We start from the raw sequence: 25956 nt of genomic DNA, 5'->3' as shown, positions 1-25956 counted from the left end.
CCATACTGCAAGTATATGTATTGTCTTTGCAAACACAAGGTTTCAATATTGTTAAAAATTACAGGAGCTATGTCATGAGAAAGATTGTTCACTTTATTGCAGGTAAAGATTTTGAGGATAGCAGCGAAAACACCGCGTCGGTATTTGCGCCCAACACAGGTGAAGTTCAGGCTGAAGTAAGCTTGGCTAACACTTCAACTTTGGCCTATGCAATTGAAACAGCCCAAGCTGCACAGGTTGAGTGGGCAGCAACAAATCCTCAACGACGCGCTCGTGTTATGTTCAAGTTTAAAGAGTTGGTTGAAGCAAACCGCGATCGCTTAGCGGCACTATTATCAAGCGAGCACGGTAAAGTGTTGGTTGATGCGCAAGGTGATATTCAGCGTGGCCTTGAAGTTATCGAGTTTGCCTGTGGTATCCCTCATGCGCAAAAAGGTGAGTATACCGAAGGCGCAGGCCCAGGAATCGATGTGTACTCCATGCGCCAAGCACTTGGTGTAGTGGCAGGTATTACGCCATTTAACTTCCCAGCCATGATCCCAATGTGGATGTTCGGTGTGGCAATTGCCTGCGGTAACGCGTTCATTTTAAAGCCATCAGAGCGCGATCCGTCAGTACCTGTTGAACTGGCAAAGCTTATGATTGAAGCAGGCCTTCCTGCAGGTGTACTTAACGTTGTACACGGTAACAAAGAAGTGGTTGATGGTATTTTAGATCATCAAACTATTAAAGCGGTGAGCTTTGTAGGCTCTTCTGACATCGCTAACTACGTGTACGAGCGTGGCGCTCGTGCTGGTAAGCGCGTTCAAGCCATGGGCGGCGCGAAAAACCATGGCATCGTAATGCCTGATGCAGATCTAGATCAGGTGGTAACCGACTTAGTAGGTGCTGCGTACGGCAGTGCCGGTGAACGCTGTATGGCGCTACCGGTTGTCGTCCCAGTGGGCGATGAAACCGCTGAGAAACTGAAAGCCAAGCTTATTCCGGCTATTAAAGACATTATGGTAAGTCATAGTGAAGATCCTAACGCTCATTATGGCCCTGTGGTTACTGCTGCTCACAAAGAGCGCGTTGAAGGCTATATCGACCTTTGCATAGAAGAAGGTGCTGAGCTTGTTTACGACGGCAGAACCAGTCAGATCCCAGACGACAGTCAAGGCTACTTCATCGGCCCAACGTTCTTCGACCACGTGACCAAAGACATGCGCTCATACCAAGAGGAGATTTTTGGTCCAGTGCTTCAAATGGTGCGCGCGAAAGATTTCAACGAAGCGGTTAACTTAGCAAGTGATCATCAATACGGTAACGGTGTTGCTATGTACACCCGTAACGGCCATGCTGCGCGCGAATTTGCGCAACGTGTAAACGTGGGCATGGTAGGGATTAATGTACCTATTCCAGTGCCAGTTGCTTACCACACTTTTGGGGGCTGGAAGCGCTCTGCATTTGGTGATACCAACCAGCACGGTATGGAAGGGGTGAAATTCTGGACCAAGGTTAAGACCATTACGCAGCGCTGGCCTGATGGCTCAGATACGAACGACAACGCCTTTGTTATTCCAACCATGGGCTAAGTGAGGAGACTATTATGACCACAGTTGCATTTATTGGCCTAGGTAATATGGGCTCAGGGATGGCAGATAACCTAGTTAAGAACGATTACAACGTATTGGCTTTTGACTTAAGCGAAGCGGCACTGTCCAAAGCCAAAGAAGCAGGCTGCACTATTGCGCAAAGTACCGAGCAAGCTGCTGCTGAGGCCGACATCGTTATTACTATGTTACCAGCAGGCAAGCACGTAAAAGATATCTATTCAAATCAGATCTTGGCTTCTGTCCGCGAAGGCACCTTGCTTATTGATTGCTCCACCATCGACGTAGAAACGGCGAAGAGTGTGTCAGAATTAGCTGAGAAAAAAGGCCTTAAAATGCTGGATGCGCCAGTTTCTGGTGGTGTTGCAGCGGCTGCAGGCGGCACACTCACGTTTATGGTGGGTGGCGACGCTGATGCCTTTGACAAAGCCCATGGTGTACTTAGCGCAATGGGCAAAAAAATCGTCCATGCGGGCGGCCATGGTGCGGGACAAGCAGCAAAGATTTGTAACAACATGTTACTTGGCGCGACCATGATTGCGACGTGTGAAAGCTTCCAGCTGGCACAAAAACTTGGCTTAGATGCGCAAGTGTTCTTCGATATCGCGTCAAATGCCTCGGGACAGACATGGTCAATGACCACCTACTGCCCTGTTAAGGGTGTGGGGCCACAAAGCCCTGCTGATAACGATTTTGCCGGCGGTTTCGCTTCGGCGCTTATGCTCAAAGACTTAGGTCTTGCCATGCAGGGCGCGAAGGGCGTCAACGCGCAAGTACCTATGGGTGAGCTTGCTGCAAAGTGGTTTGAAATGCATTGCGAAGAAGGCAATGCAGGGATGGATTTCTCTTCAATAATCAACCGATTAGCGTAAGAGAAAACCAACAGTTCTCCGACGGCTACTTTCCCTCAGAAAAGGTGGCCTTCTTACTGAGCGAGTAAAGGATTTTACTCGCTCTTTTTTTATCATTTCCCTACCTATCTCGCTTGTTTTTGCGCTGTTGCTACCTCGCAAGCTCCCTTACCAAGCGGAATTGTTCCTTTGTTATTTAGTGTTCCCTTTTCATCAATTAGAAGCCACTTTTAGGTGGCTTATTCGTTCTCACTCACATGGTTAAAACAAGCCAATTCGGCGTTCGGTCTACATCTTGCAGTCCCGTATTTAGCCTAAGAAATTTACACTGCATTAAAGGGCTAAATTTTATACACCCTTATGCAAAGCGATACTTTTATAACCGTGAAAATATTATACGTTTTAATGACTTACTTAATTCACTAAGCAATTTCACTAAACACATTGGTTCTATATATCGCTCACTTAGAGCGCGCTTTGAGAAGCAGAGTGTCGCTAATTTCTAACGTTCAATTTCCTAAATTCAGTAAGTAAAAATAAAAGGAACACACTATGAAAAAGCGTATTGTTGCCGCTTCGACGGCAATTGTAGCTATTGGTTGTATTTTCGCCTTTATCGATACAGCCCCTTCGGGCAAAAAAGAGGTAGCAGCGGCGAATGCTGAGACAAAACCTGTTGGTAAAGAAAACGCTGTTGAAAGGCAACGAAACGGCAAAGTGTTATCGACAGGTGTCGATAACTTCAAACCAAAAAATGAAGCCGAGCTAAAAGCTCAGGCTACAACTACTACTAACGGTAAATCAGAGAAAGACACCATCGTCTGGACAACATCAGAAGATGGCAAAAAGGTACTTGAAGCAGAAGGCTATATTCCCGCTGACGTAACCGATGAAGCTTACATTGAGCTTGATCGTGAAGAATTAATGACGGTAGAAGTTGGCGAGTATCTCGATTTATACATCCCACAGTTCGGTGGCAGTTACACCGGTGAAGTTGATCACGTTGTCACTCATCCAAACGGCGATCGTACCGTAGAGGCCCACATCCCAGGTGCGGGCTCTCTCTACGCCGCTGTTATAACGCTTGGCGAAAACGCCACCTACGGAAACTTAGCCACGCCTCGCGACGTGTTTGTGCTTGAAGGCAATGATAAATACGCGTGGATCGCACCGAAGTCTTCAATGATGCAAAACCACATCGAACGTGAACCCGACAGCGAACGCCCGCTTAGCGACGACAACGCTGAAGAAGTCTTCGATCTCGGTCAAAACTAATCCCCTAGTGCCTGTTGAGCTTCACAGGAAATTCAACAAGCTCAAATAAAACAACAAGAAGGAAATAAAAATGAAACACACATTTAAGTGTTTAACGGCAATGGCAGTTTCACTGCTTTGTGCAACATCAGTAACAGCAGCCACCATCGATGTAATGGTGCTTTACACCCAACCTGCTGCAAATAATGTGTCTAATATCGACACTAAAATTAACCAATACATCTCACACGCCAACCGTGTTTATCAAAATAATGCGGTAGATTTACAGTTGCGTTTAGTGGGCGCTCAGTCTTCTGCTGCTACATCTAGCGACCTTCAACCTACCGAAAGTGCGCTAGACCTGTTAACGGATAGCAGTGGTGTGCAAAACGCACGATCTTCAAACGGCGCAGACATGGTTGTGCTTTTAGGTAATCGTGAAAACATTTATGAAGGCGGTCAGCTAGTGGGTTACGTGTGCGGCATTGGCTGGGTAGGTCAAGGCAACAACGGTACACTGTATTCTAGCTCGCAAAGCCGCATGTACAGCATTAGCGCCGTTGATTGCGGTCTGTCCACATTTGTTCATGAACTCGGTCACAACATGGGCTTAGGCCACTCTGTTCGCCAAGGTTCAGTAGGCGGTGTATATGATGATGGTATCGGTCACGGCGTTGATAATAACTTCTCAACTATCATGGCCTATCCTCAGGCGTTCGGTAGTGCCACCCAGCTAGACTATTTCTCTGACCCTTACTGGTCAGGCTGTAATGGCCAAGCCTGTGGCGTTGAAAACGAATCTAATGCTTACCGCGCAGTAAATGCGGTTATTAACCAAATTGCTAACTACTTCTAAGTAAGTAATTAATTAGGGGATAAATAAGGGAAAGCAGCCTTGCTTTCCCTTCAACCTAAGCCCCTGTGGATTGTTTACTCTTTAGGCTGCGTCAACATGTCATCATACGCATCCATTTCCCAAGGCAGTTCGCCTGGGCTGGTATCGAGGAAGTGAAGATAACTTTCGAACTGATCTAAGATGTCCTTAGTAATACTCTCTTTGTCATATCCGTAAATATCGTAAGCTTGCCCTCCGCGACGAAGGAATACTTCAGCGCGAAAATATTTTTCCGACTCGTCTTCTTCTGAACGCAGCTCTGCGTAGCTAAACCCTGGCACTAAATATTCAGTCATACGAATATCGTAGATAAAATCCATGTGATCGTGACGCTCAACAGTGAAGGTGGCCCTTCCCGTTTCCTCATCAAGCTTAACAAACGCCTCCCACTCTCTCGCTTTCAAAGCAGCTTGTACGTCTTTCATCGCTGCAATCACAGTTTTATCAATAAACTCATGCACCTCACTTCGGCTTGGGTAATCGACCATTGCTGCGAGTCGGCCTTTTAGGCTAGTCGAGCGACCGTGGTTTCTATTAAGCGTATTCGCCTTCAAACTGTTGTTTCGGTAGCCTTCAATGACAAGCGCACGCCATAGACCTGCTGCAGACGCTAGCATAATGAAGGCGAATGGTAAGGCGCTCGCAATGGTCATCGTTTGCAGGGCATTCAGTCCACCAGCCAACAGCAACACTGCTGCAACGGTTCCTTCCAAACACGCCCAGAAGATACGCTGCCAAACCGGGCTTTCTTCTTTACCACCAGAAGCAAGAGAATCGATAACCAGCGACCCAGAATCTGATGACGTCACAAAGAACGTAATGATCAATAACACGGTCAAGCCTGACATGATTGACGCGCCAGGTAGCAAGTCATAGAGCTTAAATAAGGCAACCGCTTCGTTTTCCTGCACATCGCTAATGAGTGTAATAACACCTTGGTTCATAATGGCATTTAGCGCGGTGTCGCCAAACACGGAAAACCAAAGGAAGGTGAACATGGTAGGCACAAGCATTACACCAAAAACAAACTGCCTAATGGTTCTGCCTCGACTTATTTTGGCGATAAACATGCCTACAAACGGCGCCCAAGCGATGGTCCAGCCAAAAATAAACAGCGTCCAGTTGCCAATCCAATCGCTGCGACTGTAGGCCTGAAGATTAAAGGTACGCTCAATGATGCCGTTGATATAACTTCCTGTGTTCTGTAAAAAGGTTTCTAAAATATGAACCGTTTCTCCGAAGATAAAAACGGTACTCATAAGCGATACAGCCAGAACCATATTAAGAATTGATAGCCTTTTAATGCCCTTATCCATGCCCGCGATGACCGATATTGTTGCGGCAATGGTTACGATAGCAATGGTGCCTACCTGCACCATGATATCAATGGGAATATCGCCAGAAAGATAGTTAAGCCCCGCATTGATCTGTGTAACGGATAGTCCGAGTGTAGTGGCGATACCAAATAATGTACCGAGAATGGCGAATACATCTACCGCATGACCTATAGGGCCATAAATTTTATCCCCTATCAGCGGATACAAAGCTGAACGTATAGATAACGGCAAGCCATGTCGAAAAGCAAAATAGGCAAGAACCAAACCGACTAGCCCGTAGATCGCCCAGATGTGAAAGCCCCAATGAAAAAATGCGATTTGCATGGCTTGTTTCGCCGCATCAACAGTTTCAGCTGCTCCTGCAGGCGGTGAAGAATAGTGTAGAACAGGCTCTGCTACGCCAAAGTAGAGCAGCGCTACGCCGTAGCCTGCTGAGAACAACATAGAAAACCATTCGGGAAAGCTATATTGAGGCTCTGCATGATCGGGCCCTAACTTTATGTTTCCCCAGCTAGATGATGCTACCGATACAATGAATACCAAAAAGATAGCGACCGACAACATGTAAAACCAACCAAAGGTTTCTGTAATCCATGCCAATGTACTATCGAAGGCCTCGCCGGCAAGTTCGGGGTTGCTGATGGTTCCGATCACCAGAAGCAAAATAATGACGACGGCGGGGAGAAATACAGGAAGAAGAATGGTGGAGTTGTTTACTTGGCCTTTCATAGCAAGTCCCTTTTCACTGACAGGTAAGTTGAAACCCTGCGAAAACTTAAAAGCTGCTTTTTTCTACTAGTGAGGATTTGCTTTGGTTCAGATAATTACCCAGATATATTCTTTTCTTGGCGCTACAGACTGTGACTTCAAGTAAATAAGGCGCTTTAAGCGGCAAGGACCTGCTCTGAAAAAAGAGATTAACGGGCGTGATTGCCTCTGGCGTATCAAAAATAATCAGACATAGATAAATAGCGCTGCCTGATATGTTCAATTAACAGCTTAATTTTTCGAGATGGCTGGCGGCTGTAAGGATAAACGGCATAAACGCCTAACACCTTACCTACCCGCTCTGGAAACAAATCGACCAGTGTTCCATTACATAAATCTTCGAATACCAAACATTTAGGTACGTAGGCAATACCTCTACCAGCAAGAGCTGCTTTGCGAAGCGCCCCTGCATTATCACTTGAAAATGCGCCATCTACGGTGATGGTGTAACTGCCTTGAGACGACGTAAACTCCCACTCCCTTGCGCCGGATGTGTGGTAGGAATACAACAAACAGTTGTGAAAGCTCAAATCCTCTGGTGCTTTAGGCCTGCCCTTTCGTCTAATGTAATCCGGCGATGTGCAAACCACCCAATGGGAATCTAAAAAGTGCCGCGCAATCAGACTTGAGTCTTCCAAATATCCCGTTCGAATAACAAGATAAACCCTTCCTCTACTAGATTTACAAATCGATTATCTAGAGACATATCAACGCTTAGCCCTGGATGAAGTGTACAAAACTCAGCTACCGCATCGGCTAACAGTAAATCGCCCGAAATCGTTGGAACCGACATTTTAATGTGTCCGGATATTTGTTCACTGTATCCAGAAATTGTGTCGATAGCTTCCTGCGTGGACGCCTTTACATTCATGGCGCCTTGTTTCAAAGCTTGACCCGCTTCGGTAAGCGTGAGTTTGCGAGTAGTGCGATACAAAAGCTGCGTTCCCAGCTCTTTTTCAAGCTTTGCTATTCGCTTACTGACTACCGAGTTGGTAATGTTGTTCGCCTCTGCCACTTTGCTAAAACTGCCCATCTCCGCAATTTGTGCAAAGAGAATTAAATCGTCTGCTCTCACGTTATTACTTCACTTTTGGAAAAGATAAATTTCATTGTTGCCGTATATCCCTAAGGCGAGAAACGTTATATTTTTATCAAGTTAATTACAATCGATTAAAGACATGATTATTTCATCGCCGACTGATTATCGACGCGCTGCGCAAAAAATATTACCGCCGTTCCTATTTCACTACATTGATGGTGGTGCCTATCGAGAGCATACACTTAAACGCAATGAAACTGACTTGGCTGACATTGCATTAAAGCAGCAAGTGCTGAGAAATATGTCGTCGCTTGACCTTTCTACAACGGTCTTTGGTGAACAATTGGCTTTACCTATTGCCCTTGCTCCCGTGGGATTAACCGGAATGTATGCGCGACGTGGTGAAGTGCAAGCCGCTAAAGCGGCAGCAAACAAAGGCATCCCGTTTACCATGTCGACGGTGTCAGTATGTCCTATTGAAGAAGTCGCACCAGCCATTGAACGTCCAATGTGGTTTCAGCTCTATGTGCTTCGCGATCGCGGCTTTATGAAGAATGTTCTGGAGCGCGCCAAAGCAGCGGGTGTAACAACGTTGGTTTTTACCGTAGATATGCCTGTACCAGGGGCTCGCTATCGCGATAAACACTCCGGTATGAGTGGGCCATTTGCTGCAAGCCGTCGCGTACTGCAAGCGATGACTCATCCTCGTTGGGCATTTGATGTAGGCGTATTCGGTAAGCCTCATGATCTTGGCAACATTTCTACTTATCGTGGCGAACCGACCCAGTTGGAAGACTATATTGGCTGGTTGGGCGCCAATTTCGATCCGTCTATCAGTTGGAAAGACTTAGAATGGATCAGAGAGTTTTGGGACGGCCCAATGATTATCAAAGGCATTTTAACTGAACAAGATGCCAAAGATGCGCTGAGTTTTGGCGCAGAAGGCATTGTAGTATCCAATCACGGCGGTCGTCAGCTAGATGGCGTGCTTTCTACCGCTAAGGCTCTTCCAGCGATTGCTAGCGCGGTGAAAGGCGATCTAAGTATCTTCGTAGACTCAGGTATTCGTAACGGCTTGGACGTGGTGAGAATGCTGGCACTAGGTGCCGATTGTACTTTACTAGGGCGCTCTTTTATTTATGCACTTGCTGCTGAAGGCAAACAAGGGGTAGAGAACTTACTCGATCTGTACAAACAGGAGATGCATGTCGCGATGACACTATGTGGTGCAAAATCAGTCAGTGAACTTAACCTCGACTCTCTCGCTTTTTAGTATCGCTGGCACCAAGGCCACTAAAAAGACCCCCAGTAATTGCATAGTCCAACTATTGGGGGTCACTGCATTTTTTATGGCTCTTTTACCAATGCACAAGTGGCTGGAAGCGTTGTTTGCGCTTAATGATGCCCACCACAACAACTTCCATCATGCTCAGCCCAATTTTTAAGTTTGGTGGTTTTGCCTATTCCCGGGTTAAAACTATTGGTTGGGTCTAATTCTCGGTAAAAGTTTTTCAGCGCATCTTTTGCAAAGTACTCGTGTCCCACATTGTGCTCTGCTGGGTATTCAGCGCTTCTCGCATCGAACGTTTCCAGAATTTTACCCTTTAACAATTTGGCATCCGCCCCTTTTTTCAACACGTAATTCTGGTGCATTACGTGGCAGAATAAATGGCCGTAATACAGTTTTGTGTCTATCTGGTCGTCTATTTCTTTAGGCAGCACTTCAAACCAGTCGGGATCGTTGCGGCGAAGTGCAACATCGATGGTCATCATAGCGCCCACGTCTTTGCTGTGCATCACGTGGTAACGACCTATCGCGCCACCAGCAACAAAGCGATGCAAAATAGCCTTATCAGCTTCTTCTTCTGTACACTCAAAATAACTACCTTCATTGGTTTTAAAGAAAGCATCAAGGTAGGCTTTGGCCTCATCTACCCCGTCGTTGCTCATCTCCAATATCCAATGATGCTGATACTTGTCTCTGTACTCTTCCATTCGCTTAGGCAAGTGGTTAGGAAAAACGTAGCTCATATACTGCATAACGCGATCTGACATTTTGTTGGGTAAGAAGCCCAGCTTGTCAGTAAATGCGTCAAATTTGCGCTTAAATGCAAACAGCTTAGGAATAAATTTGGCGCCAAGCTTGCTGATAACGATAAACATATCTTTACCGTATTTCTTGGATACGTCGTAGCAGTCACGGTGAAGGTACTCACCCGAGTCAGGCAAGTTCTTGAAAGTAGAAAGTATGTCGCGACGCACTTGGGTAAACACAGCGGCGTCGTTAGACCCCACATAAAATACCTGTTTTTTCTCAGGAATAGGAAAGGTGTCTAGCCTCACTGCGAACACGGCAAGCTTACCCGCACAGCCTGAAGCTTCATGAAGTCTTCTGCCGTCATTGTTGAAGCGCGAAGGTGTGTCTGAATCAACGTCTCGAACTCGTTCATCATACTCGTTGTCTGATGCACGAGCTTCAGGGTGCTGAACGTCAGCTTCTTTGTAACGTTTGTTCTCAAGATTATTCAGAATTTCTTCTGGCTCACTACCTAGATTAATCCCCAGATTGTTTACCAAAGATAGATTGCCATTAGCGTCGATTTGGGCAAAAAGCGCTAATTCAGTATAGGCAGGGCCCCGCTTGACCAAAGCACCACCTGAATTGTTACATATTCCCCCCACGATCGATGCGCCAATACATGAAGAACCAATCACAGAGTGAGGTTCGCGACCATAAGGCGCAAGCGTCTCTTCCAATCCAAACAAGGTGCTCCCCGCTAAGCCAACGATCTGCTTTCCGTTGTCAACTAACTGAATATCATCAATACGCATAGTACTGATAATAACGAGAGGCCTGTCGTAATCTTTACCATCTGGCGTAGAGCCACCCGTTAACCCTGTATTGGCCGCCTGCATAATAACCGCAACGTCGGCTTCAACACACAGCTTAAGCACACGCCAAATTTCGACAAGCGTTCCTGGGCGCACTACCGCAAGCGCTTCGCCCGCACCAAAACGAAACCCTTTAGTGTAAGGCTGCTTCTTCGCTTTATCAGTTAACAAATAGGCCTGCCCTACTACATCGCGCATTGATGCAATCAAAGACTGAGTGTCAACGTTTACGGTCATGGTTCTCTCTGTGTGTTGAAATAATGGAAGGAATGACTTGGTGTTGAACTATACACTAACACCATTATTAACAAAGGGGGCAAGCCGCTTTTATCGAGATAATTTACTTATATTTAATTCGTTGAACACTTAGAGGCTCTAGCATTTAAGCAAAACTTACAGGCGTTTTTCACTGTTACATTTTGTTACGCTTTGGCGGAGCAAGTTAGACCAGAGGAGTATTGTAAAGCCAATGTATAGTTCGTAAGGTTGATAGACACGAAAAGGAGCTTTCATGTCACATCAAGCGTTCGTTTTAACAAGAAAAAGTTTTTCAGAAAATACTAGAAGGGATGGGGCTTACGAACGATTCCTAAGTATTTTGCCGTCATGTGGATTTGTCGTCACAACCGGTGCGATTCATCCACCTCGAAGCGTGCTTAATAACACCTATACCTTCTTTATCGATGCGCAGTATTGTGACTCTGCCGCTATGCTCAACTTGCCTGTAGTCAACGATAACCCAGAGTTGAACAAAGTCATTTTCAACGTGCCAGAGTCTGACGTCGATTTTCATTATGCGGCACTGCAACATGGTATTAATGGTATTTTCCATATTGAAGATAGCTTAGAACTTCTGGTTCGCGGTGTTCAACAAGTTCAGGCGGGCAACAAATGGTTCAGTCGCGAGATTATGAGTCGCTATATTGATGCCAATTTAGTGTCTAAAGCAAAACCCGTTGCTGCACTTCAATCGTCACATACTGTGCTGACCAAGAGGGAGTTGGCCATCACACGCAAAATTGCAGATGGTGCCCAAAATCAGGAGATTGCAGACTGCTTACACATCAGCGTAAATACGGTGAAAACTCACGTTTACAGCATATTTAGAAAGACGGACTGCCGAAACCGCGTTGAACTTATAAAGTGGTTCGATCATCAGTTTAGCCAACCACAACAAGTAAGCATCTAAACTGATAATCCATTGAATTTAATTGCGTATGGCGCTTACGCTTTTGCGCGCCATACGCCTTTCTCCATTCCTTGTAGCACCAACTCAGTCACCGCTTTTTCTATGCTTTGTTTAACGCACTCGAACATGGGTTCATTAGTCGTGTAGCCCGTTTCTGCTTCAAGCAAGCGCTTAAGCGAAACATACCTAAACAGGCCTGCTCTCACCTCCTGGCTTAGTACTTTCTTAGATGTTGAAACCGACACCAATACTTGACCTGTTCTCACGTCAACTGCACGCATGTAAATGGAAATTTGATCTTCCCTAAACAGCTCACTCGCTCCAATGCCAAAGTACTCTACACCAGCGCCGCCGGTACGAATGTTGGTATCGTAGCTAATTATCCCACCTTCTATAATAATTCTCGCTGTCGTGAGTGGCGGCAAATCGCCTCCGCTGCTTTCGTCGGCTCTAATTATTTTGCGTTCGGTAAGTATGTTCTGCAGCCCTTCACGCTCCACAGGTAAAAACCACGATGTCTCGCTTAAAGTCTGAACAAGAATAGAGGTTGCGCCTTGAGTCACCGCAGTAGAAAAAGAACTAGCCCCAGTGCTAGGTTTATATTGCCCGGTCTGGTCTCTAAACGCATATACAGAAACCGGAATTTGTCCCATAGGCGCTGGCAAGCTTTTTACTTCAGACAATGTGGCACTGTCTTTAATTACATCAGCGGCCGTCGTATCAGGCGGCAGCGTATTCGTGATGGACTGGCATCCTGCAAGCGCCATGGCCACTATTAAAAAAACGGTACTTCTCATGTGTTTCCCTACCCAAACCGTGGAATTTCAACGACAGTAACCTCACCTGTCAGTAAGTTAGTAATGTTCACAACAATGCTGTCAGGATTACTCGTTATTAGTTCTACCTGAAAGTCACCACTAACAAAAATACTATCCTGATTGAATATGCTGTCTATCGGGTTTCCATCTTCATCATATTCTTGTTCACCGAATGCGATGTCTGTGATTTCGCGGACTATACGATTGATATAGGCGCGTTCGAGTGATTCTTGCAGGCGTTCGTCATAGGAGCGCTCGCTGTAAGGCGCTGTATGAGCGTTTTGTGAATTCGCCTTACTTAATAGAAATGATCCGTTAAGTGGATTACCACCGAATGACGGGTTGATCGGTTCATACACCAACTCTGTTGCTTTCACACTAGCTGAAGTCCACGAGCCAGTCGCGATTAAGGCTGCTATCAATATCCCTTTTTTCATTACCATTCGTCCCCTGCTAAATCTGGGCTTCTACTGTCTATACTCGCGTTTGCCACCGCGTCTAAAGCTAACATGATGGCTTGCTGTACTTTTTCATCTAACGGTACTTGTCTACGCCCCATGTACGTTTGATAAACCACTCTATTGTCGTAAATCACCGAAAGAAGAGTACCCGCTTGTGGCACAATAATTTCTTTAACAACAAGGTTCTTACCCGAACTGTCTGGGACTTCTCGCCAGTATTGGCTAATGCGAGAGGCAAATTCGTGGCCTTGGCGGCTAATACTGTTATCGAGCAACAGTCCACCTAGCCGAATTTCTTCTGCGTGAATCGGAGAAAAGAACACACTAAAAAGCAGTGTGATAAGAGAGAAACAATACAAGTACTTCATATTACTGAATATAGCCGGGCAAACGCCCGGCTACTCACTTTTACATCTGTAGGTTTACATCTGAACAACGGTAGCTACGTTGTAGTCACCAACCTGCGTAACACTTACTGTGCCGCCGTTGCCAGTGATACTACCTGTAACTAAGTTATCGTTACCCATTTGCGTAACTTCAAATGTATTCATATCACCAGAAATAACGAACTGACCACCTGCGTCGTCTGTTACCCAGTTTCCTACGCCTTCTTGCATAACACTAACAATATTGTCGTCACCGTTAACCAATAGGTCTAGTAAGTTAAGCTCGCCCGTTTGCGAAACCATAATTTCGTTGTAGCTTGATGTAACGTTGCTTGCCAACTCAACTGATGCCGTATTTTCAACACCCTCTTGAGACATTTCAATGATGTTGCCATCAGCGTAGTAAGTTGCATCACCAATACCAGCTTGTGCTAACGCCAAATTGGCATCGCCATCTTGCTCAATTTCAACGGTGTTAAACAGGCCATCGAAATTAACTGTGCTGATTTCATTGGCATCACCTACCTGAGTTAAATCAAACTCGTTTAATAAGCCAATTACGCCAGCATAAGCCGTGTTGCCTTCGCCCACTTGGTTAATTTCGAACGTATTCGCTTGTCCGCCGATAGTTTCTACGGTAGCTAAGTTAACGTCACCGATTTGATCGATATTAACTTCATTGCCAGAGCCTTCAAATACTCCTGTGGTAATCTCGTTGCCATCACCATCTTGTTCAAACTCTAGCACATTACCGTCGCCAACCATGCTCCAACCCACAGCGTTCTGGTCGCCATCTTGGTCAATTTCAATTTCGTTTTCTGATCCGATAACGGTTAAATCAGACACGTTGTAATAGCCGTCTTGAATAACATCGATAACGTTTGCATCACCGCTTAACTCGCGAACATACGATTCGTGCCAGTCACCACTTTGATCAACAAATACCGTATTGTCGTTACCCGCAATGGCATTATTAGCCCAGTTACCACCATCGCCCTGATACACTGATAACGTGTTTCCGCTGCCCGAAATGCTATTTATTGAGCGATTAAAAATAAAACCGATAGGGCCGCCATCACCTAATTGAACAAGTGAAACCGTGTTATCGTCACCTTCGACAACGACATCGGCTGTACTATTTAAACTATCTTGCTCAGACTCTAAGAAGTTGCCGTTACCTGTGACACTTGCAAAAAAGGTATTACCTGACTGCATTTGCGAAGCTAGTACTTCGTTTGCGTCACCCGTTACTTCTACAAAGATTGCATTTAAGTCACCTTCCTGACTTAAAATAGATTCATTACCTACCTCATTTCCCTCTGGGGCCGTTTGGGTTAGCGTAATTTCATTGCCTTCAGCTGCAGCAATAAAATCTGCGGAAGCACTGAAATCAACTGTCTTACTCGCTGGAACTTCCTGAGCCGATGCCCACCCTGTCGCTGCTACTAAAAGCAATGCACTCGCTATTTTTGTTTTTTTCATTTTCACATTTGTCTCCCTATGGCAATCACATCATTCTTGATATTGTGTGATGTTAATCACCATTTCGTTCCCTATCTGGTAAACAGTAAAAGACTGTTCACCCAATTGATTAACATTGGCTACATTGTCGAACCCATCTTGAATAATCTCGAAATAGTTATTGTTGTTTTGCTGCAATAAATTAACCACGTTCCCCTCACCCAGCTGAGTGATAAGAGCTTCGTTATTACTGCCGTTTTGAACAACATTCGATAGGTTGGCGCCGTTGCCGCTTTGGATAATGTTAGTTATGTTATTTAGCCCAAACTGACTAACAGCGATGAAGACCGTTTCATCGTCTATCGTTATAGCTTGAGCATTCAGACTCATTGAAAGAGAAGATTCCACCATGTCTGAGCTTGTTGATAAGTCGGACTGTTGAGCATAAGCAGGAAGATTTACGGTTAGAAGACTGCACCCCGTAATGGCTGCCAACGCAACGGCTCTACATGCCTTAGCGTTATTAGCAAATTGGCTCTTTTTAACCTTTAGCTTCTTGTCCATGAGAACGACTGCTTCCTTGATTAACAACAAAGGTGACCCCTCTATAACACTCCTTAAGACGGCGAGAATCCATCACCAATAAGTTGTATTTATTACAGGTCAAATACAGTTAGCACACGTTAAATCAGCAAGTTATTTATTATGGGTAATACCATAGTGCTAGATTTGACGAAAATTCACGCACCGAGTAATTATTGGTAAGACCACCTAGTTTTTGTAGGGTCTTTTAACGGGTATTGTTACAGCGCGCCCCTAAGACATAGAGATCTTAACTACCTGTCAAAAGTCATAGTAATTAAGTACCACTTTGGGCTTCTCTTCTCACTTTTTCCTAGTGGTTAAGTAGTATTTTTGAGCAAATTTTACTGTTAGGGGTGGCAGGTTTTTAAATTTGCGTTATAAGTTTTAACCGTTAGTTATATCAGACCGAACGAGAAGGTTCTGTGATTAAAGCATTATTGCTAATTATGGAATCTAATTATGAAAACAAAGCCTTTTAAAACAGGCCTTTCAGCACTGTCATTAGCCCTTCTACCGCTAATGGTATCTAGTCATGCACACGCCACAAAAGCCGAAATTTTCGACGATAGCGTTATCGTTGTATACAAAGAAAATGTAAGCAAAGCGGAAAAGATGCGCGCTCGCTCTTCGGTAGGTGCACGAATTAGTGACGCAAACCGTGATGAGGTAGATGATCGCTTCTCTAACCTTTTAAATGGTCGCATTGCCAAACTGGAACTTCGTGGCAAGTCTGTAAAAGACGCCATAGAAATCTTAAAGAAAAATCCTGCGGTTAAAATCGCCGAGCCAAACTTCTTGTACCGCAAAGCCCTGGTACCTAACGATCCTTCTTATGGTGACCTATGGGGTTTGAATAACACCGGTCAAGCCGGCGGTACTGCAGATGTGGATATTGACGCGCCAGAAGCATGGGATATTACAACCGGTGATAGCGATGTGGTCATCGGCGTTATCGATACGGGTGTTGACTACAATCATGAAGACCTTGCAGATAACGCATGGGTTAACCCAGGTGAAATTGCTGGAAACGGTATTGATGATGATGGCAACGGTTATATTGACGATGTTTACGGTATCGATGCATTTAACGGCGATTCTGATCCTATGGACGATGATTCTCACGGTACGCATGTGGCCGGGACAATTGGCGCTGTGGGCGGAAACGGAATTGGCGTGGTCGGTGTAAACCATGACGTGTCAATCGCTGCATGTAAATTCTTAGGTCCTGACGGCGGTTCAACCGCTGGCGCTATTGAATGTATCGATTACTTCACCGACCTTAAAGAGAACCGCGGCATCAATATTAAAGCTACCAACAACAGCTGGGGTGGCGGCGGCTATAGTGAAGCGCTAGAAACTGCTATTGAAGAAGCTGGCCAAGCGGGTATTTTGTTTGTTGCTGCGGCAGGTAACTCTGGTTCAAACAACGACAACGTAGATAACTACCCGTCTAACTATGTCACTACAACAAACAGTCTGCTTGCAGTTGCTAGCCACACTCGTACTGACGGAGACAGCGGCTACTCTTACGGTATTGAAACTGTAGACATCGCGGCGCCAGGTACAGCTATCCTATCTACAGTCCCAGGTAACGGCTATGCGGCATACTCAGGCACATCAATGGCAACGCCACATGTTGCGGGTGCAGCAGCACTTGTGTGGTCACTAAACCCAGAACTTACGCCATCTGAAATGAAAGAGCTGTTAATGTCTACAGGTGAAACTAGCCTATGGGCTGATGGTCGCACCGTATCTGGTAACCGCCTAAATGTACTTAACGCACTTGAAGAAGCTGATCCAACTCCAGGTTTTAAACTGGGCATTACACCTGGTTCAGCTGAAATTGAAGCGGGTGAAACCTACACCTTCACTATTGAAGTTGGTTCAATTGCTGGCTACGAAGAAGAAGTACAGCTATCGCTTGCAGAGCCAAGTGATATCGCGTCTTTAAGTGCAAGCTCGGCAATGCCTGGCGATACGGTAACACTGACCGTAGAGACATCTGAAGATACGCCTTGGGGTCCATACAGCTTTACGGTGAACGGTGTAAGCGGTGATATTGAGAAATCTAAATCAGCGAATCTTTATGTTTACCCTCAAGGGCTAAACGAATTCCCTTACGCGTATTCTGGTGATGCTGTACCTACGTTACCGAATGAAGAAGATCCAGACGATGTCGGCGTGGACCTAGTGATAAACGTTCCTGACGACTTAACCGTATTCGGTATGCAGGCGTCGGTAAATATCACACACACCTATAGCGGAGACCTCGTACTATCACTGACCTCTCCTCAGGGTACGACCACCGTTCTTCGTCAGAATCAAGGTGGCGCTACAGATGATATCGTTGAGAGCTATAACTCTGATGCCTTTAACGGCGAAGTAGCAACAGGCGATTGGACCTTGAACGTGCTTGATACGTTCAACGGTGACAACGGCACTGTTAACACATGGAGCCTTGTGGTGACCGGTATTGGTGAAGTAGGCCCAACACCGCCTAACTCTGCGTTTACCTATGACGCTTCAGGATTATCAGTAAGCTTTACTAATAACAGTAACGACGTTAATGACGACATTGTCAGCTACAGCTGGGACTTTGGCGATGGCTCTACTTCAACAGAAGAGAATCCAACGCATGTTTACGCGAGCACAGGTGCCTATGACGTAACCCTTACGGTTACCGACTCTGAAGGCCAAACTGGCGTATCAACAGAAACCGTATCAGTTTCAGATAGCAACATTGTTGCCGAGATTGACCGCGCTATGCTGTCTCGATTCGGTTCGTTACGCGTAGATTTATCATATAGTGGCTCGATGGCCGATACTGTAATGATTTATCGCAACGGTGAGCTACTTGAAGAAGTAAGCAACACTGGACGTTATCGCGACAGAAGCAGAGGCGTTCAACCTGGTGAGTATACTTATATGGTTTGTGATGAAACCTCTGCATGCTCTGCACCAGTGTCTGTAAACCTTTAATGTAGTTTACGTATCGCTGACGCACTCTTCGTGACAGTTGGCGAATGAAACGCTGAACAGTTAAGAGTTAAGCAATTGCCGGCCAAGGATAGGCCGGCTTTTTTTATTCTGAGAATTAAAGAGAGCACCAATCTAAGCCATCGGCTTATTCACTATAAGCCAAATACAACGTACACTTGATGCATTAAGAAATAATAAGCATTTTTTCATGCACATACTCATTATTGACGATCACGAAATTGTAAGGGATGGCATTAAAACACTTATCGAGCAAGAGTATGGCTGGCATGTTTCTTACGCAGTAAGCTCTCTGGATGCTCTTCCCTCCTTCGCTACGTTAGACGATATTGACGTTGCCATTCTAGATATCTCGTTAGCACAGGAAAGTGGTTTCGACACGCTAATAAAAATCAAGAGAGACGCGCCGTTTGTAAAGTGCTTAATGCTGAGCATGTATGATCATGTAGGCTATATCAGTAAAGCGCTTGAGCTCGGCGCCGATGGCTACGTTACAAAGAATGCTGCCACCAAAGAGTTAATGGACGCGTTGGAAGCTCTAGAAAAAGACGAGAATTATCTAAGCACAGATATTAGTAAAAAGTTAGCTTTCGGTGATAAACAGCTAACCTCTATCCTTACTGAAAGGGAAAAGGAAATTTTCTTACTGTTAGCAAAAGGATTCCAGCCAAAACAGATTGCTTACTACATAGATACTGCCCCGAAAACAGTGATGGTTCATAGAACTAATATTTACAAGAAACTCAATGTAACCTCCCAATTTGGTTTACTTAGAATTGCGTTAGAAACTGGGTACCTCGACGTTTCTGACGTTATCTACGACGACACGCTAGTCAAAGCAAATTGATGAATTTAACGCGGTATTTCAACGTTACCTATTTACTAATGGGATTAGGTTATACCGCGCTATTTCACGGCGTGTGGTTGTTCAGCACCCAATTTGAAATTATTTCAGGTACGGTGAGCTGGTATTTGCCTGCTGGAGTTCGCCTGGCGGCGTTTTTACTACTGCCAATTTACAGCTGGCCACTGCTACTCATCGCAGAAAAATCAACCCACTTCATTTTATTTCACCCCGGTGGCATTCTCGACAATACGGCGTTTTTAAGTGGAACCATAGGTTGGTATTTAGTCCATTTAGTGCTGTCACCCGCGGTAATTTGTACATGCGTTTATTTATTCAGACGTCGCTTTAGCGCACCTTATATAGACAATGTTTCCAGCACCCTTGCCACGTTGGCTTTTGGTGTTCTTATAAGTGTTGCTCTTGGGGCGGTATTTCTGGGCAGAAGGGCTATTGAACTGCAAACAGGCATAGAGGTTTTTCTTTCTATTTTGTTTGATTTTTCATTAGGTGACTTTGTAGGAATTGTTGTTCTTTGTCCTTTTCTTTTCGCATTATATAAACGGCCATCTATCCCTAAGAGTCACTTAGTACTGTACCTTACAACAATCGCTTGGCTGGTTTTGCTGGTGCTGAGCAGCTATGCCTACTCCCAACAAATTAACATCAGCTATCAGGTTAAGTATCTAGCGGTTTTCCCCGCGCTGTTTTTATCGTATCGCTATGCCATAGTTGGCAGTGCGTTTTCGTGTTTACTCATAGGTATTACTGCGTTCGTGGTGGCAAGCCAGAGCGCACTTCCTCCCATTGAGCATCAGTTTTACATCTTAGCATCATGTACAAGTTGCCTCATTTTAGGTGCTTCAATTAACCAATCTACCTTGTTGAATATGAAGCTTGCGAAGAAAAACGAGGCTCTTGAACTATCGGTGCAAAGCGCTCAAGCACTGGCCAGTCAATTAGTGGTAGTGCAAGAAGATGAACGAAAGCGCTTATCGCGGGATTTACACGACGACTTTGGTCACCGCATAGTCGATTTGAAACTTCAACTGTCGCTAGATAGCAGAGAAAGCGACAACGACATGATGCTCAATAAGATAGATGCTCTATACCACGCAATGAAGAAAAGCTTAGGGGGATTACGTCCGTCCGGTATTGATACACTTCCCATTGAAAGCGTGATCCAACGTTCAGAGATCATTACCACGCTCAAGCGCGCAAACATAGACTATTCGTTTAACGTTAGCGGCACGCCAGTACCGTTCGATTCAGACCAGAAAATACATATCTATCGCATTGTGCAGGAAGCGGTGACAAACAGTATAAAATATGCCAATGCGACGTCGCTCAGTATTGATATCAACTATGCGCAACACAGTGCCGTATTTATCGTTACTGACGACGGCGGCGGCATCCCTGAGCATTTTGCCCACTTAGCAAACGCTGAACCCACACTCGGCCTGCTGTCGATGAGAGAACGCGCAAAGTTGATAAATGGTGAGTTTGATATTTCCCAGAACAAACCAACAGGCACCCGAGTTTGCCTGACTTTGCCCTACAGTGCTTAAGTTACTCTACTGCGTTTTAGGTGCGTCGCTGCATCCTTTTTATGCTACATTGCTGTTGATTTAACTACTATTTTGATAACCGTATGCAAAAAAATTTCATTACTCGCCGAGCCCCCTTTTTTAGACAGTGCCTGAACATTGCTGTCCTAATTGCCATTTTCACCACGTTAAATGGCTGTGTAAGTACTCAAAATGAAAGTCCTTACACTTACGCTCCGTCTGCATCACCCTATCAAGATGTGGTCAATGCACAGCAGCGAGCTGTGGAACAAAGCAAATTACTTTTGGTTGTACTGGGTGCTCAGTGGTGCCACGACAGTACTGGCTTAGCTGAGCGTTTTGCGACAAAGGAAATGGACCTTATTCTACGCGCTCATTATGAAACCGTATTTGTTGATGTGGGAACACTTGAAGACAGAAGAAATATAACCGAGCGATTTGACTACCCCATTTATTACGCCACACCAACGGTAATGGTGGTTGAACCTAAAACCAGCGCATTGTTAAACAGAACGTCAATGGATATATGGGGGCGCGCTGACAGCATTCCCTTATCGGAGTATATTCAGTATTTCTCTCGCTTTCCTGCAATGACAACTGCGCAAAAAGCCCCGTTTATTAACTGGGAAGCGACAGATGAAGAAGAAGCTTACAATAAAGAGCAAGCACTCAGATTACAAAGCGCTTATGACAAACTGGGTCCGCTACTTGCGCTAGATTTACAAGGTAATACCCCACAAGGGCTTAACGAGCTATGGAAAGAGACCAAAGGGTTTCGCACTGAACTGCAAAAAACGCTGATAAAGCGCGCCGAGCTTACGTTAGATTCTGAGAATGGCAACGGAGTCAACACCACGCCAGCATTGCGACACTACAATCCGTTTTCGTGGGAACATAATTAGGGCCTTTCCAACGGCCCTTTTTTAATAAACTCGGTTTTATGAAGCGCAGTTCAACTGTTTACGCTTTTGCCCTGTTTGATGCCGTATTATTAGTGGTGCTATTTGACGGATTACTTCTGCGCTTAGCTGGTCGTTTAGCGGCACTTCCTTCACTTCCTGAGCGTCTTCGACCTGCAGGCTTTCCACCGCTATTGTTGCGCGAATCCGGTTTACCTGCGCGCGGATTACCATTTCCGCTACGGTTACCTTGGCGTTGACCCGACTTTTTATTCTCGCCACTTCGTTTACCTTCGCTGCCGCTCTCACCATGTGGTGCTTTCGGCTTTTTCGGCTTCTTGGGCTTTTTAGGCTTAGAAAGCGTGGTAACAGGCACGGCTTGCTGAGGCTCGAAACCTTCCAAGGTTTCACGAGGAAGCAGCTTTTGAATCAGTGTCTCAATATCTTTCAGGTTTTGCAGTTCTTCAGCACATACAAATGACCACGCCTGTCCACTAGCGCCTGCGCGCCCTGTACGACCAATTCGGTGAACATAATCAGCTGCCGTATTGGGTAAGTCTAGGTTTACAACGATAGGCAATTCACTAATGTCGATACCGCGTGCTGCGATATCGGTGGCTACCAGCACTTTAATTGCGCCATTTTTAAAGTCAGCAAGCGCTTTAGTTCTCGCTCCTTGGCTTTTATTACCGTGAATAGCGGCACTTGGAATTTTTGACCGAGTTAGCTTTTCTGCAATACGATTAGCACCGTGTTTCGTGCGGCTAAACACTAACACCTGCTCCCACTTCTGCTGTTTGATCAGACAAATAAGCGCGGTCGTTTTTTTGGATTTATCAATGGTCACTAAGTGCTGCTGAACCGCTTCTACCGTGGTATTCGCTGGCGCGGTTGAAATACTCACAGGGTTGCGCGTTATTGTTTTCGCCAGCGCAGTGATTTCATCAGAAAACGTGGCTGAAAACAGTAAGCTTTGACGCTCTTGTGGCAATAGCTTCAATACTCTCTTAATGTCGTGAATAAAGCCCATATCAAGCATTCTGTCGGCTTCATCCAATACCAACACTTCAAGCTGAGAAAACTTAACAGCGTTTTGCTGGTAGAGGTCAAGCAATCGTCCAGGCGTAGCAATTAACACATCCACACCTTTACGCAGCTTCATCATTTGAGGATTAATCCCTACACCACCAAATACCACGGCAGTTTTTAACGGCAAAAACTCGCTGAACGCTCTGATGCTCTCTTCTACCTGAGCAGCAAGTTCTCTCGTGGGTGTTAAGATAAGTGCCCGAACATTGTTGCCAGATACAGGTTGTCCTTCCATCAATCTCTGTAAAATAGGAAGTCCAAATCCTGCAGTTTTCCCTGTTCCCGTTTGCGCAGCTGCCAACACATCCTTTCCTTGCAATACTTCTGGTATTGCCTTTTCCTGGATTGGTGATGGTGTACTAAATCCTCGTTTTTCAATAGCTTTTAACAAGGGTTCAGCGAGCCCTAATTGGGTAAATGACATTAATAAACTCCTGTCATAGGTATTTATAAAAAATTGCATACCGCAAAGGTATAAGCGTTAGTGCTTTATTGCTAACCGTGGGGGTTATAGATTACTGGGAAAACCTAAAGAGATACGCCATTGCCAACTTGGCTTATTGGTGTTTGACATCAAGAAAAGAACGTAGGTGTTTACTCTTACAAATTGCGCGCGGAGTCTACCACTAAAAGCCGAAAGCCACCAGCGCATTTTTTGTTCAAAATCTAGTTAAGCTTTCCTGACGTTTCACTTAATAAGTTCCAATTTACATAGCATAACAGCAAGGGAAGTTTCATCGGCTTTTCGCACTAAGAGAATGGTCTTGAACCGTACCGTATTCCCTCATTTTTAGGAGAGATATTGTTATATTTATATTTTTATCAAAACGATAAATATCTATTTAGTACGAATTTTGCGACCTAGAAACGTAAACTTTTCAAGTAACAGAGTTTAATTATATTTATCAATACCTTAAGACATTTAGCTTTTAAAAGTGTGCGTTAAAAAAACAAGTTAAACAGGGCTCTTCTACGTAAAAACACCTCAAAACCTTTGAAATTAAAGTCAACTTGATAGCCAATTTCTGTTGGATAGATAAAAAAAGCTTTACCATATTTGTTATAACAGATAAAAAGCGCGCAGTTATTCCACGCTCAAATTACATCCACGCTGCTGCAGTGTGGTAAACAAGTGAAGTAGAAAACATGAATGTTGATAGTTTAACCCAGCACTTTGAGGAAAAGTTGGCTTTAGTCAAAGCATCGGTGATGTCTGATAGCTTTGTTATCCAGCTTACAACAATCGCAGTTATTTATTGCGTTGCATTTTTGCTTGCACGACAAGTAAAAAAGCCATTTAAGTTTACCCGAGAAAAGCCACAGCAAGGCGCACATACTATGCACGGCTTTTTATACAATCTGGGTGAGGCACTATTCCCGCTTATCACCATCAGTATGCTAAAGCTTACTACCGTGTTGGGGGCGCAATTTCAGTTTGATGCATGGCTATTGGAAATAGCCGTTGTTGTAGCACTAATGCTGTTTGTTAATTCCTTGATTACTGGTTTTGTCGAAAACAACACCATTGCAGCGTTTATGCGATGGGTGGGTTTACCTATCCTATTTTTACACTTAGTTGGCGTGCTTCCGCTGATAACTTCAGTATTGGAGTCAATGGCAATATCAGTCGGCAATGTTGAAATTTCAGCGTATGGCGTAACAAGAGTACTGTTGTTTGGTGGCTTGCTGTTCTGGCTAGGCCGCAGCTCGAACGCCATTGGTCAAGATATTATTCGAAACCATAAGTCGCTCGACGTTTCTACCAAAGAAGTGTTCGCAAAGCTGTTTGAAGTTGCCCTGTTCTGTGTGGTGTTTCTTTTATTGCTTAACGTCATGGGAATTAACCTTACCGCACTAGCCGTGTTTGGTGGTGCAGTAGGTGTGGGTTTAGGCTTAGGTCTGCAGTCCATCGCATCAAACTTCATTTCGGGCATTATTATTCTATTGGATAAATCGTTGACCGTAGGCGATTACGTTGAATTGGAAGACGGGCAGAAAGGTATCGTCAGAGAATTTAAAATGCGCTATGCCGTATTAGAGACATATGACGGTAAAGATGTACTGGTGCCTAACGAAAAGTTTATCAGCTCCTTGCTAATAAACTGGACACACAAAAACCAAAAACAACGTTACCGCATCGACTTTTCTGTCGCCTATAAAACTGACATCCGCGCGATGGTAGAGATTATTAAAGAGGCAGTATCGGAACATCCGCAGGTGATCAGTGGCGATGATGTTCCATTTGAAGAGCTGCCTGACTGTGAAATAGATAGCTTTGGCGACTCTGGCGTTAACATGTTCGTTGAGTTTTGGATGGAAGGTGTGGACGATGGTAAAAACCGCGTGGGTGGCGATTTGCTGCTTACTGTGTTTGAAACATTACGCGAGCACAACATTGAAATACCGTTCCCTCAACGCGAAGTAAGAGTTATCAACGAACAAGGCATTGGTATTCGAAATACCACACCGTAGCTAAACTCGCTCATGACATGAGCGCTTTCGGTCATACCTTCGCGCTGGCTAAAACCTAGCGCGAAGTGTATCCCATTGCCACTCTTGGGCAGACAGACCTAACGTCTGGACAAACTTTGCATAGTCTTCTTTGCCCATCGCTGACGCTACGGTTTTTAATTGAGATTTGGCTTTTATTGCTTTTACCTGCAGTAACTCCAATCGCTTATCGGCACTTGAATCGAAGTTTTCACTGATGATTGCATTCGCTTTATTGGTCGCTTCCCACGCTGTAATAACATAGCCCACCAGCTTTATGTAAACACCCACCATACGCTTTCGCTCAAATATGCTCTCAAACAGTGAGCCGGATAACGACTTTTGGAAACTGGCTTCTGTTTCTAAGGCAACAAATTGCTCGGCGTTCTTTAGCTCATTCAACACATTGTGTAAAAGCTTAATGTGGGCATGCGAATTAAGTGCATCGACGTGAAGTGCATTAATATCGTCGCTTAGCATTTCTAAATTGACCAACGTTCGTTGAAGACTAGCCATTGTGGTAATTGTCTATAGAAGCGAA

At 44.9% G+C, this 25956-nt stretch carries 20 protein-coding genes and 1 pseudogene; 11 read left to right on the top strand and 10 right to left on the bottom strand.

Annotated elements, in window-relative coordinates; translation table 11 throughout:
* Positions 1–74 precede the first annotated feature (74 nt).
* The 4 genes from BZA03_RS04630 to BZA03_RS04615 all read left to right on the top strand — a co-directional run bounded on the left by BZA03_RS04630 (position 75) and on the right by BZA03_RS04615 (position 4553).
* Positions 75–1574, top strand: a complete 1500-nt coding sequence (locus BZA03_RS04630; RefSeq protein WP_020744244.1) for a CoA-acylating methylmalonate-semialdehyde dehydrogenase — start codon at positions 75–77, stop codon at positions 1572–1574.
* 14 nt (positions 1575–1588) lie between these two features.
* Positions 1589–2464, top strand: coding sequence for a 3-hydroxyisobutyrate dehydrogenase (gene mmsB / locus BZA03_RS04625; RefSeq protein WP_258364582.1), 876 nt, complete (start codon positions 1589–1591; stop codon positions 2462–2464).
* Positions 2465–2995: 531 nt separating this feature from the next.
* The gene (locus tag BZA03_RS04620; protein ID WP_101565834.1) at positions 2996–3718 is read left to right on the top strand and encodes a lipocalin/fatty-acid binding family protein; all 723 of its coding nucleotides are present in this window, start codon (positions 2996–2998) and stop codon (positions 3716–3718) included.
* Between the two features lie 70 nt (positions 3719–3788).
* The gene (locus tag BZA03_RS04615; RefSeq protein WP_110288103.1) at positions 3789–4553 is read left to right on the top strand and encodes a zinc-dependent metalloprotease family protein; all 765 of its coding nucleotides are present in this window, start codon (positions 3789–3791) and stop codon (positions 4551–4553) included.
* Positions 4554–4627: 74 nt separating this feature from the next.
* On the opposite strand, the gene BZA03_RS04610 is transcribed toward BZA03_RS04615, so the two are convergent.
* Together BZA03_RS04610 and BZA03_RS04605 are read right to left on the bottom strand one after the other, a co-directional pair.
* The gene (locus BZA03_RS04610) at positions 4628–6658 is read right to left on the bottom strand and encodes a BCCT family transporter (RefSeq protein ID WP_110288102.1); all 2031 of its coding nucleotides are present in this window, start codon (positions 6656–6658) and stop codon (positions 4628–4630) included.
* A 215-nt stretch (positions 6659–6873) separates the two neighbouring features.
* Positions 6874–7772, bottom strand: a pseudogene (locus tag BZA03_RS04605) (LysR family transcriptional regulator).
* A 103-nt stretch (positions 7773–7875) separates the two neighbouring features.
* On the opposite strand from BZA03_RS04605, the gene lldD reads away from it, so the two are divergent.
* The gene (gene lldD, locus BZA03_RS04600) at positions 7876–9009 is read left to right on the top strand and encodes an FMN-dependent L-lactate dehydrogenase LldD (RefSeq protein ID WP_069944942.1); all 1134 of its coding nucleotides are present in this window, start codon (positions 7876–7878) and stop codon (positions 9007–9009) included.
* A 122-nt stretch (positions 9010–9131) separates the two neighbouring features.
* Here the strand turns inward: lldD and dld are convergent, their stop codons facing one another.
* The gene (gene dld / locus BZA03_RS04595; protein WP_110288101.1) at positions 9132–10865 is read right to left on the bottom strand and encodes a D-lactate dehydrogenase; all 1734 of its coding nucleotides are present in this window, start codon (positions 10863–10865) and stop codon (positions 9132–9134) included.
* 274 nt (positions 10866–11139) lie between these two features.
* Between dld and BZA03_RS04590 the strand changes: the two genes are divergently transcribed.
* The gene (locus tag BZA03_RS04590) at positions 11140–11817 is read left to right on the top strand and encodes a helix-turn-helix transcriptional regulator (RefSeq protein ID WP_014950697.1); all 678 of its coding nucleotides are present in this window, start codon (positions 11140–11142) and stop codon (positions 11815–11817) included.
* 35 nt (positions 11818–11852) lie between these two features.
* On the opposite strand, the gene BZA03_RS04585 is transcribed toward BZA03_RS04590, so the two are convergent.
* From BZA03_RS04585 to BZA03_RS04565, 5 genes are read right to left on the bottom strand one after another with little or no spacing between them, the layout of a single operon-like run.
* A complete protein-coding gene (locus BZA03_RS04585; protein WP_014950698.1) occupies positions 11853–12614 on the bottom strand; it encodes a CsgG/HfaB family protein in 762 nt (253 codons plus the stop codon).
* A gap of 8 nt (positions 12615–12622) precedes the next feature.
* The gene (locus tag BZA03_RS04580; RefSeq protein WP_014980266.1) at positions 12623–13078 is read right to left on the bottom strand and encodes a curli assembly protein CsgF; all 456 of its coding nucleotides are present in this window, start codon (positions 13076–13078) and stop codon (positions 12623–12625) included.
* Positions 13072–13464, bottom strand: a complete 393-nt coding sequence (locus BZA03_RS04575; protein WP_110288100.1) for a CsgE family curli-type amyloid fiber assembly protein — start codon at positions 13462–13464, stop codon at positions 13072–13074. Before BZA03_RS04575 ends, BZA03_RS04580 begins: the two co-directional genes overlap by 7 nt.
* Positions 13465–13518: 54 nt before the next feature.
* Positions 13519–14964, bottom strand: coding sequence for a curlin (locus BZA03_RS04570; protein ID WP_110288346.1), 1446 nt, complete (start codon positions 14962–14964; stop codon positions 13519–13521).
* 30 nt (positions 14965–14994) lie between these two features.
* Complete coding sequence (locus BZA03_RS04565; RefSeq protein WP_014980268.1) at positions 14995–15507, bottom strand: hypothetical protein; 513 nt, start codon at positions 15505–15507, stop codon at positions 14995–14997.
* A gap of 480 nt (positions 15508–15987) precedes the next feature.
* Between BZA03_RS04565 and BZA03_RS04560 the strand changes: the two genes are divergently transcribed.
* From BZA03_RS04560 to BZA03_RS04545, 4 genes are all read left to right on the top strand, one after another.
* Complete coding sequence (locus BZA03_RS04560) at positions 15988–18507, top strand: S8 family serine peptidase (protein ID WP_110288099.1); 2520 nt, start codon at positions 15988–15990, stop codon at positions 18505–18507.
* A 208-nt stretch (positions 18508–18715) separates the two neighbouring features.
* Entirely contained in the window at positions 18716–19372 is a 657-nt protein-coding gene (locus BZA03_RS04555) for a response regulator transcription factor (RefSeq protein ID WP_110288098.1), read from the top strand.
* Entirely contained in the window at positions 19372–20937 is a 1566-nt protein-coding gene (locus BZA03_RS04550; protein WP_110288097.1) for an ATP-binding protein, read from the top strand. The genes BZA03_RS04555 and BZA03_RS04550 overlap by 1 nt, the downstream gene beginning before the upstream one ends.
* Before the next feature lie 83 nt (positions 20938–21020).
* Complete coding sequence (locus tag BZA03_RS04545) at positions 21021–21839, top strand: thioredoxin family protein (protein ID WP_061486537.1); 819 nt, start codon at positions 21021–21023, stop codon at positions 21837–21839.
* 58 nt (positions 21840–21897) lie between these two features.
* Here BZA03_RS04545 and BZA03_RS04540 read toward each other — a convergent pair whose 3' ends face one another.
* Positions 21898–23349, bottom strand: a complete 1452-nt coding sequence (locus BZA03_RS04540) for a DEAD/DEAH box helicase (RefSeq protein ID WP_110288096.1) — start codon at positions 23347–23349, stop codon at positions 21898–21900.
* Between the two features lie 722 nt (positions 23350–24071).
* On the opposite strand from BZA03_RS04540, the gene BZA03_RS04535 reads away from it, so the two are divergent.
* Positions 24072–25397, top strand: coding sequence for a mechanosensitive ion channel family protein (locus tag BZA03_RS04535; RefSeq protein ID WP_110288095.1), 1326 nt, complete (start codon positions 24072–24074; stop codon positions 25395–25397).
* A gap of 48 nt (positions 25398–25445) precedes the next feature.
* Here the strand turns inward: BZA03_RS04535 and BZA03_RS04530 are convergent, their stop codons facing one another.
* Positions 25446–25931, bottom strand: coding sequence for a hypothetical protein (locus BZA03_RS04530; protein WP_110288094.1), 486 nt, complete (start codon positions 25929–25931; stop codon positions 25446–25448).
* Positions 25932–25956: the final 25 nt, after the last annotated feature.

It is taken from the genome of Alteromonas sp. I10 (assembly GCF_003201515.1).
Lineage (GTDB): Bacteria > Pseudomonadota > Gammaproteobacteria > Enterobacterales > Alteromonadaceae > Alteromonas > Alteromonas macleodii.
This window is presented reverse-complemented; position numbering and strand designations above follow the sequence as displayed.

Excerpts from the sequence above, each read along its gene's own strand:
- BZA03_RS04555 (WP_110288098.1), top strand. The coding sequence starts at position 18,716 with ATGCACATACTCATTATTGACGATCACGAAATTGTAAGGGATGGCATT.
- dld (WP_110288101.1), bottom strand. The coding sequence starts at position 10,865 with ATGACCGTAAACGTTGACACTCAGTCTTTGATTGCATCAATGCGCGAT.
- BZA03_RS04575 (WP_110288100.1), bottom strand. The coding sequence starts at position 13,464 with ATGAAGTACTTGTATTGTTTCTCTCTTATCACACTGCTTTTTAGTGTG.
- mmsB (WP_258364582.1), top strand. The coding sequence starts at position 1,589 with ATGACCACAGTTGCATTTATTGGCCTAGGTAATATGGGCTCAGGGATG.
- BZA03_RS04545 (WP_061486537.1), top strand. The coding sequence starts at position 21,021 with ATGCAAAAAAATTTCATTACTCGCCGAGCCCCCTTTTTTAGACAGTGC.
- BZA03_RS04630 (WP_020744244.1), top strand. The coding sequence starts at position 75 with ATGAGAAAGATTGTTCACTTTATTGCAGGTAAAGATTTTGAGGATAGC.
- BZA03_RS04585 (WP_014950698.1), bottom strand. The coding sequence starts at position 12,614 with ATGAGAAGTACCGTTTTTTTAATAGTGGCCATGGCGCTTGCAGGATGC.
- BZA03_RS04610 (WP_110288102.1), bottom strand. The coding sequence starts at position 6,658 with ATGAAAGGCCAAGTAAACAACTCCACCATTCTTCTTCCTGTATTTCTC.
- BZA03_RS04615 (WP_110288103.1), top strand. The coding sequence starts at position 3,789 with ATGAAACACACATTTAAGTGTTTAACGGCAATGGCAGTTTCACTGCTT.
- BZA03_RS04540 (WP_110288096.1), bottom strand. The coding sequence starts at position 23,349 with ATGTCATTTACCCAATTAGGGCTCGCTGAACCCTTGTTAAAAGCTATT.
- BZA03_RS04570 (WP_110288346.1), bottom strand. The coding sequence starts at position 14,964 with ATGAAAAAAACAAAAATAGCGAGTGCATTGCTTTTAGTAGCAGCGACA.
- BZA03_RS04530 (WP_110288094.1), bottom strand. The coding sequence starts at position 25,931 with ATGGCTAGTCTTCAACGAACGTTGGTCAATTTAGAAATGCTAAGCGAC.
- BZA03_RS04550 (WP_110288097.1), top strand. The coding sequence starts at position 19,372 with ATGAATTTAACGCGGTATTTCAACGTTACCTATTTACTAATGGGATTA.
- BZA03_RS04620 (WP_101565834.1), top strand. The coding sequence starts at position 2,996 with ATGAAAAAGCGTATTGTTGCCGCTTCGACGGCAATTGTAGCTATTGGT.
- BZA03_RS04590 (WP_014950697.1), top strand. The coding sequence starts at position 11,140 with ATGTCACATCAAGCGTTCGTTTTAACAAGAAAAAGTTTTTCAGAAAAT.
- BZA03_RS04565 (WP_014980268.1), bottom strand. The coding sequence starts at position 15,507 with ATGGACAAGAAGCTAAAGGTTAAAAAGAGCCAATTTGCTAATAACGCT.
- BZA03_RS04535 (WP_110288095.1), top strand. The coding sequence starts at position 24,072 with ATGAATGTTGATAGTTTAACCCAGCACTTTGAGGAAAAGTTGGCTTTA.
- BZA03_RS04580 (WP_014980266.1), bottom strand. The coding sequence starts at position 13,078 with ATGGTAATGAAAAAAGGGATATTGATAGCAGCCTTAATCGCGACTGGC.
- lldD (WP_069944942.1), top strand. The coding sequence starts at position 7,876 with ATGATTATTTCATCGCCGACTGATTATCGACGCGCTGCGCAAAAAATA.
- BZA03_RS04560 (WP_110288099.1), top strand. The coding sequence starts at position 15,988 with ATGAAAACAAAGCCTTTTAAAACAGGCCTTTCAGCACTGTCATTAGCC.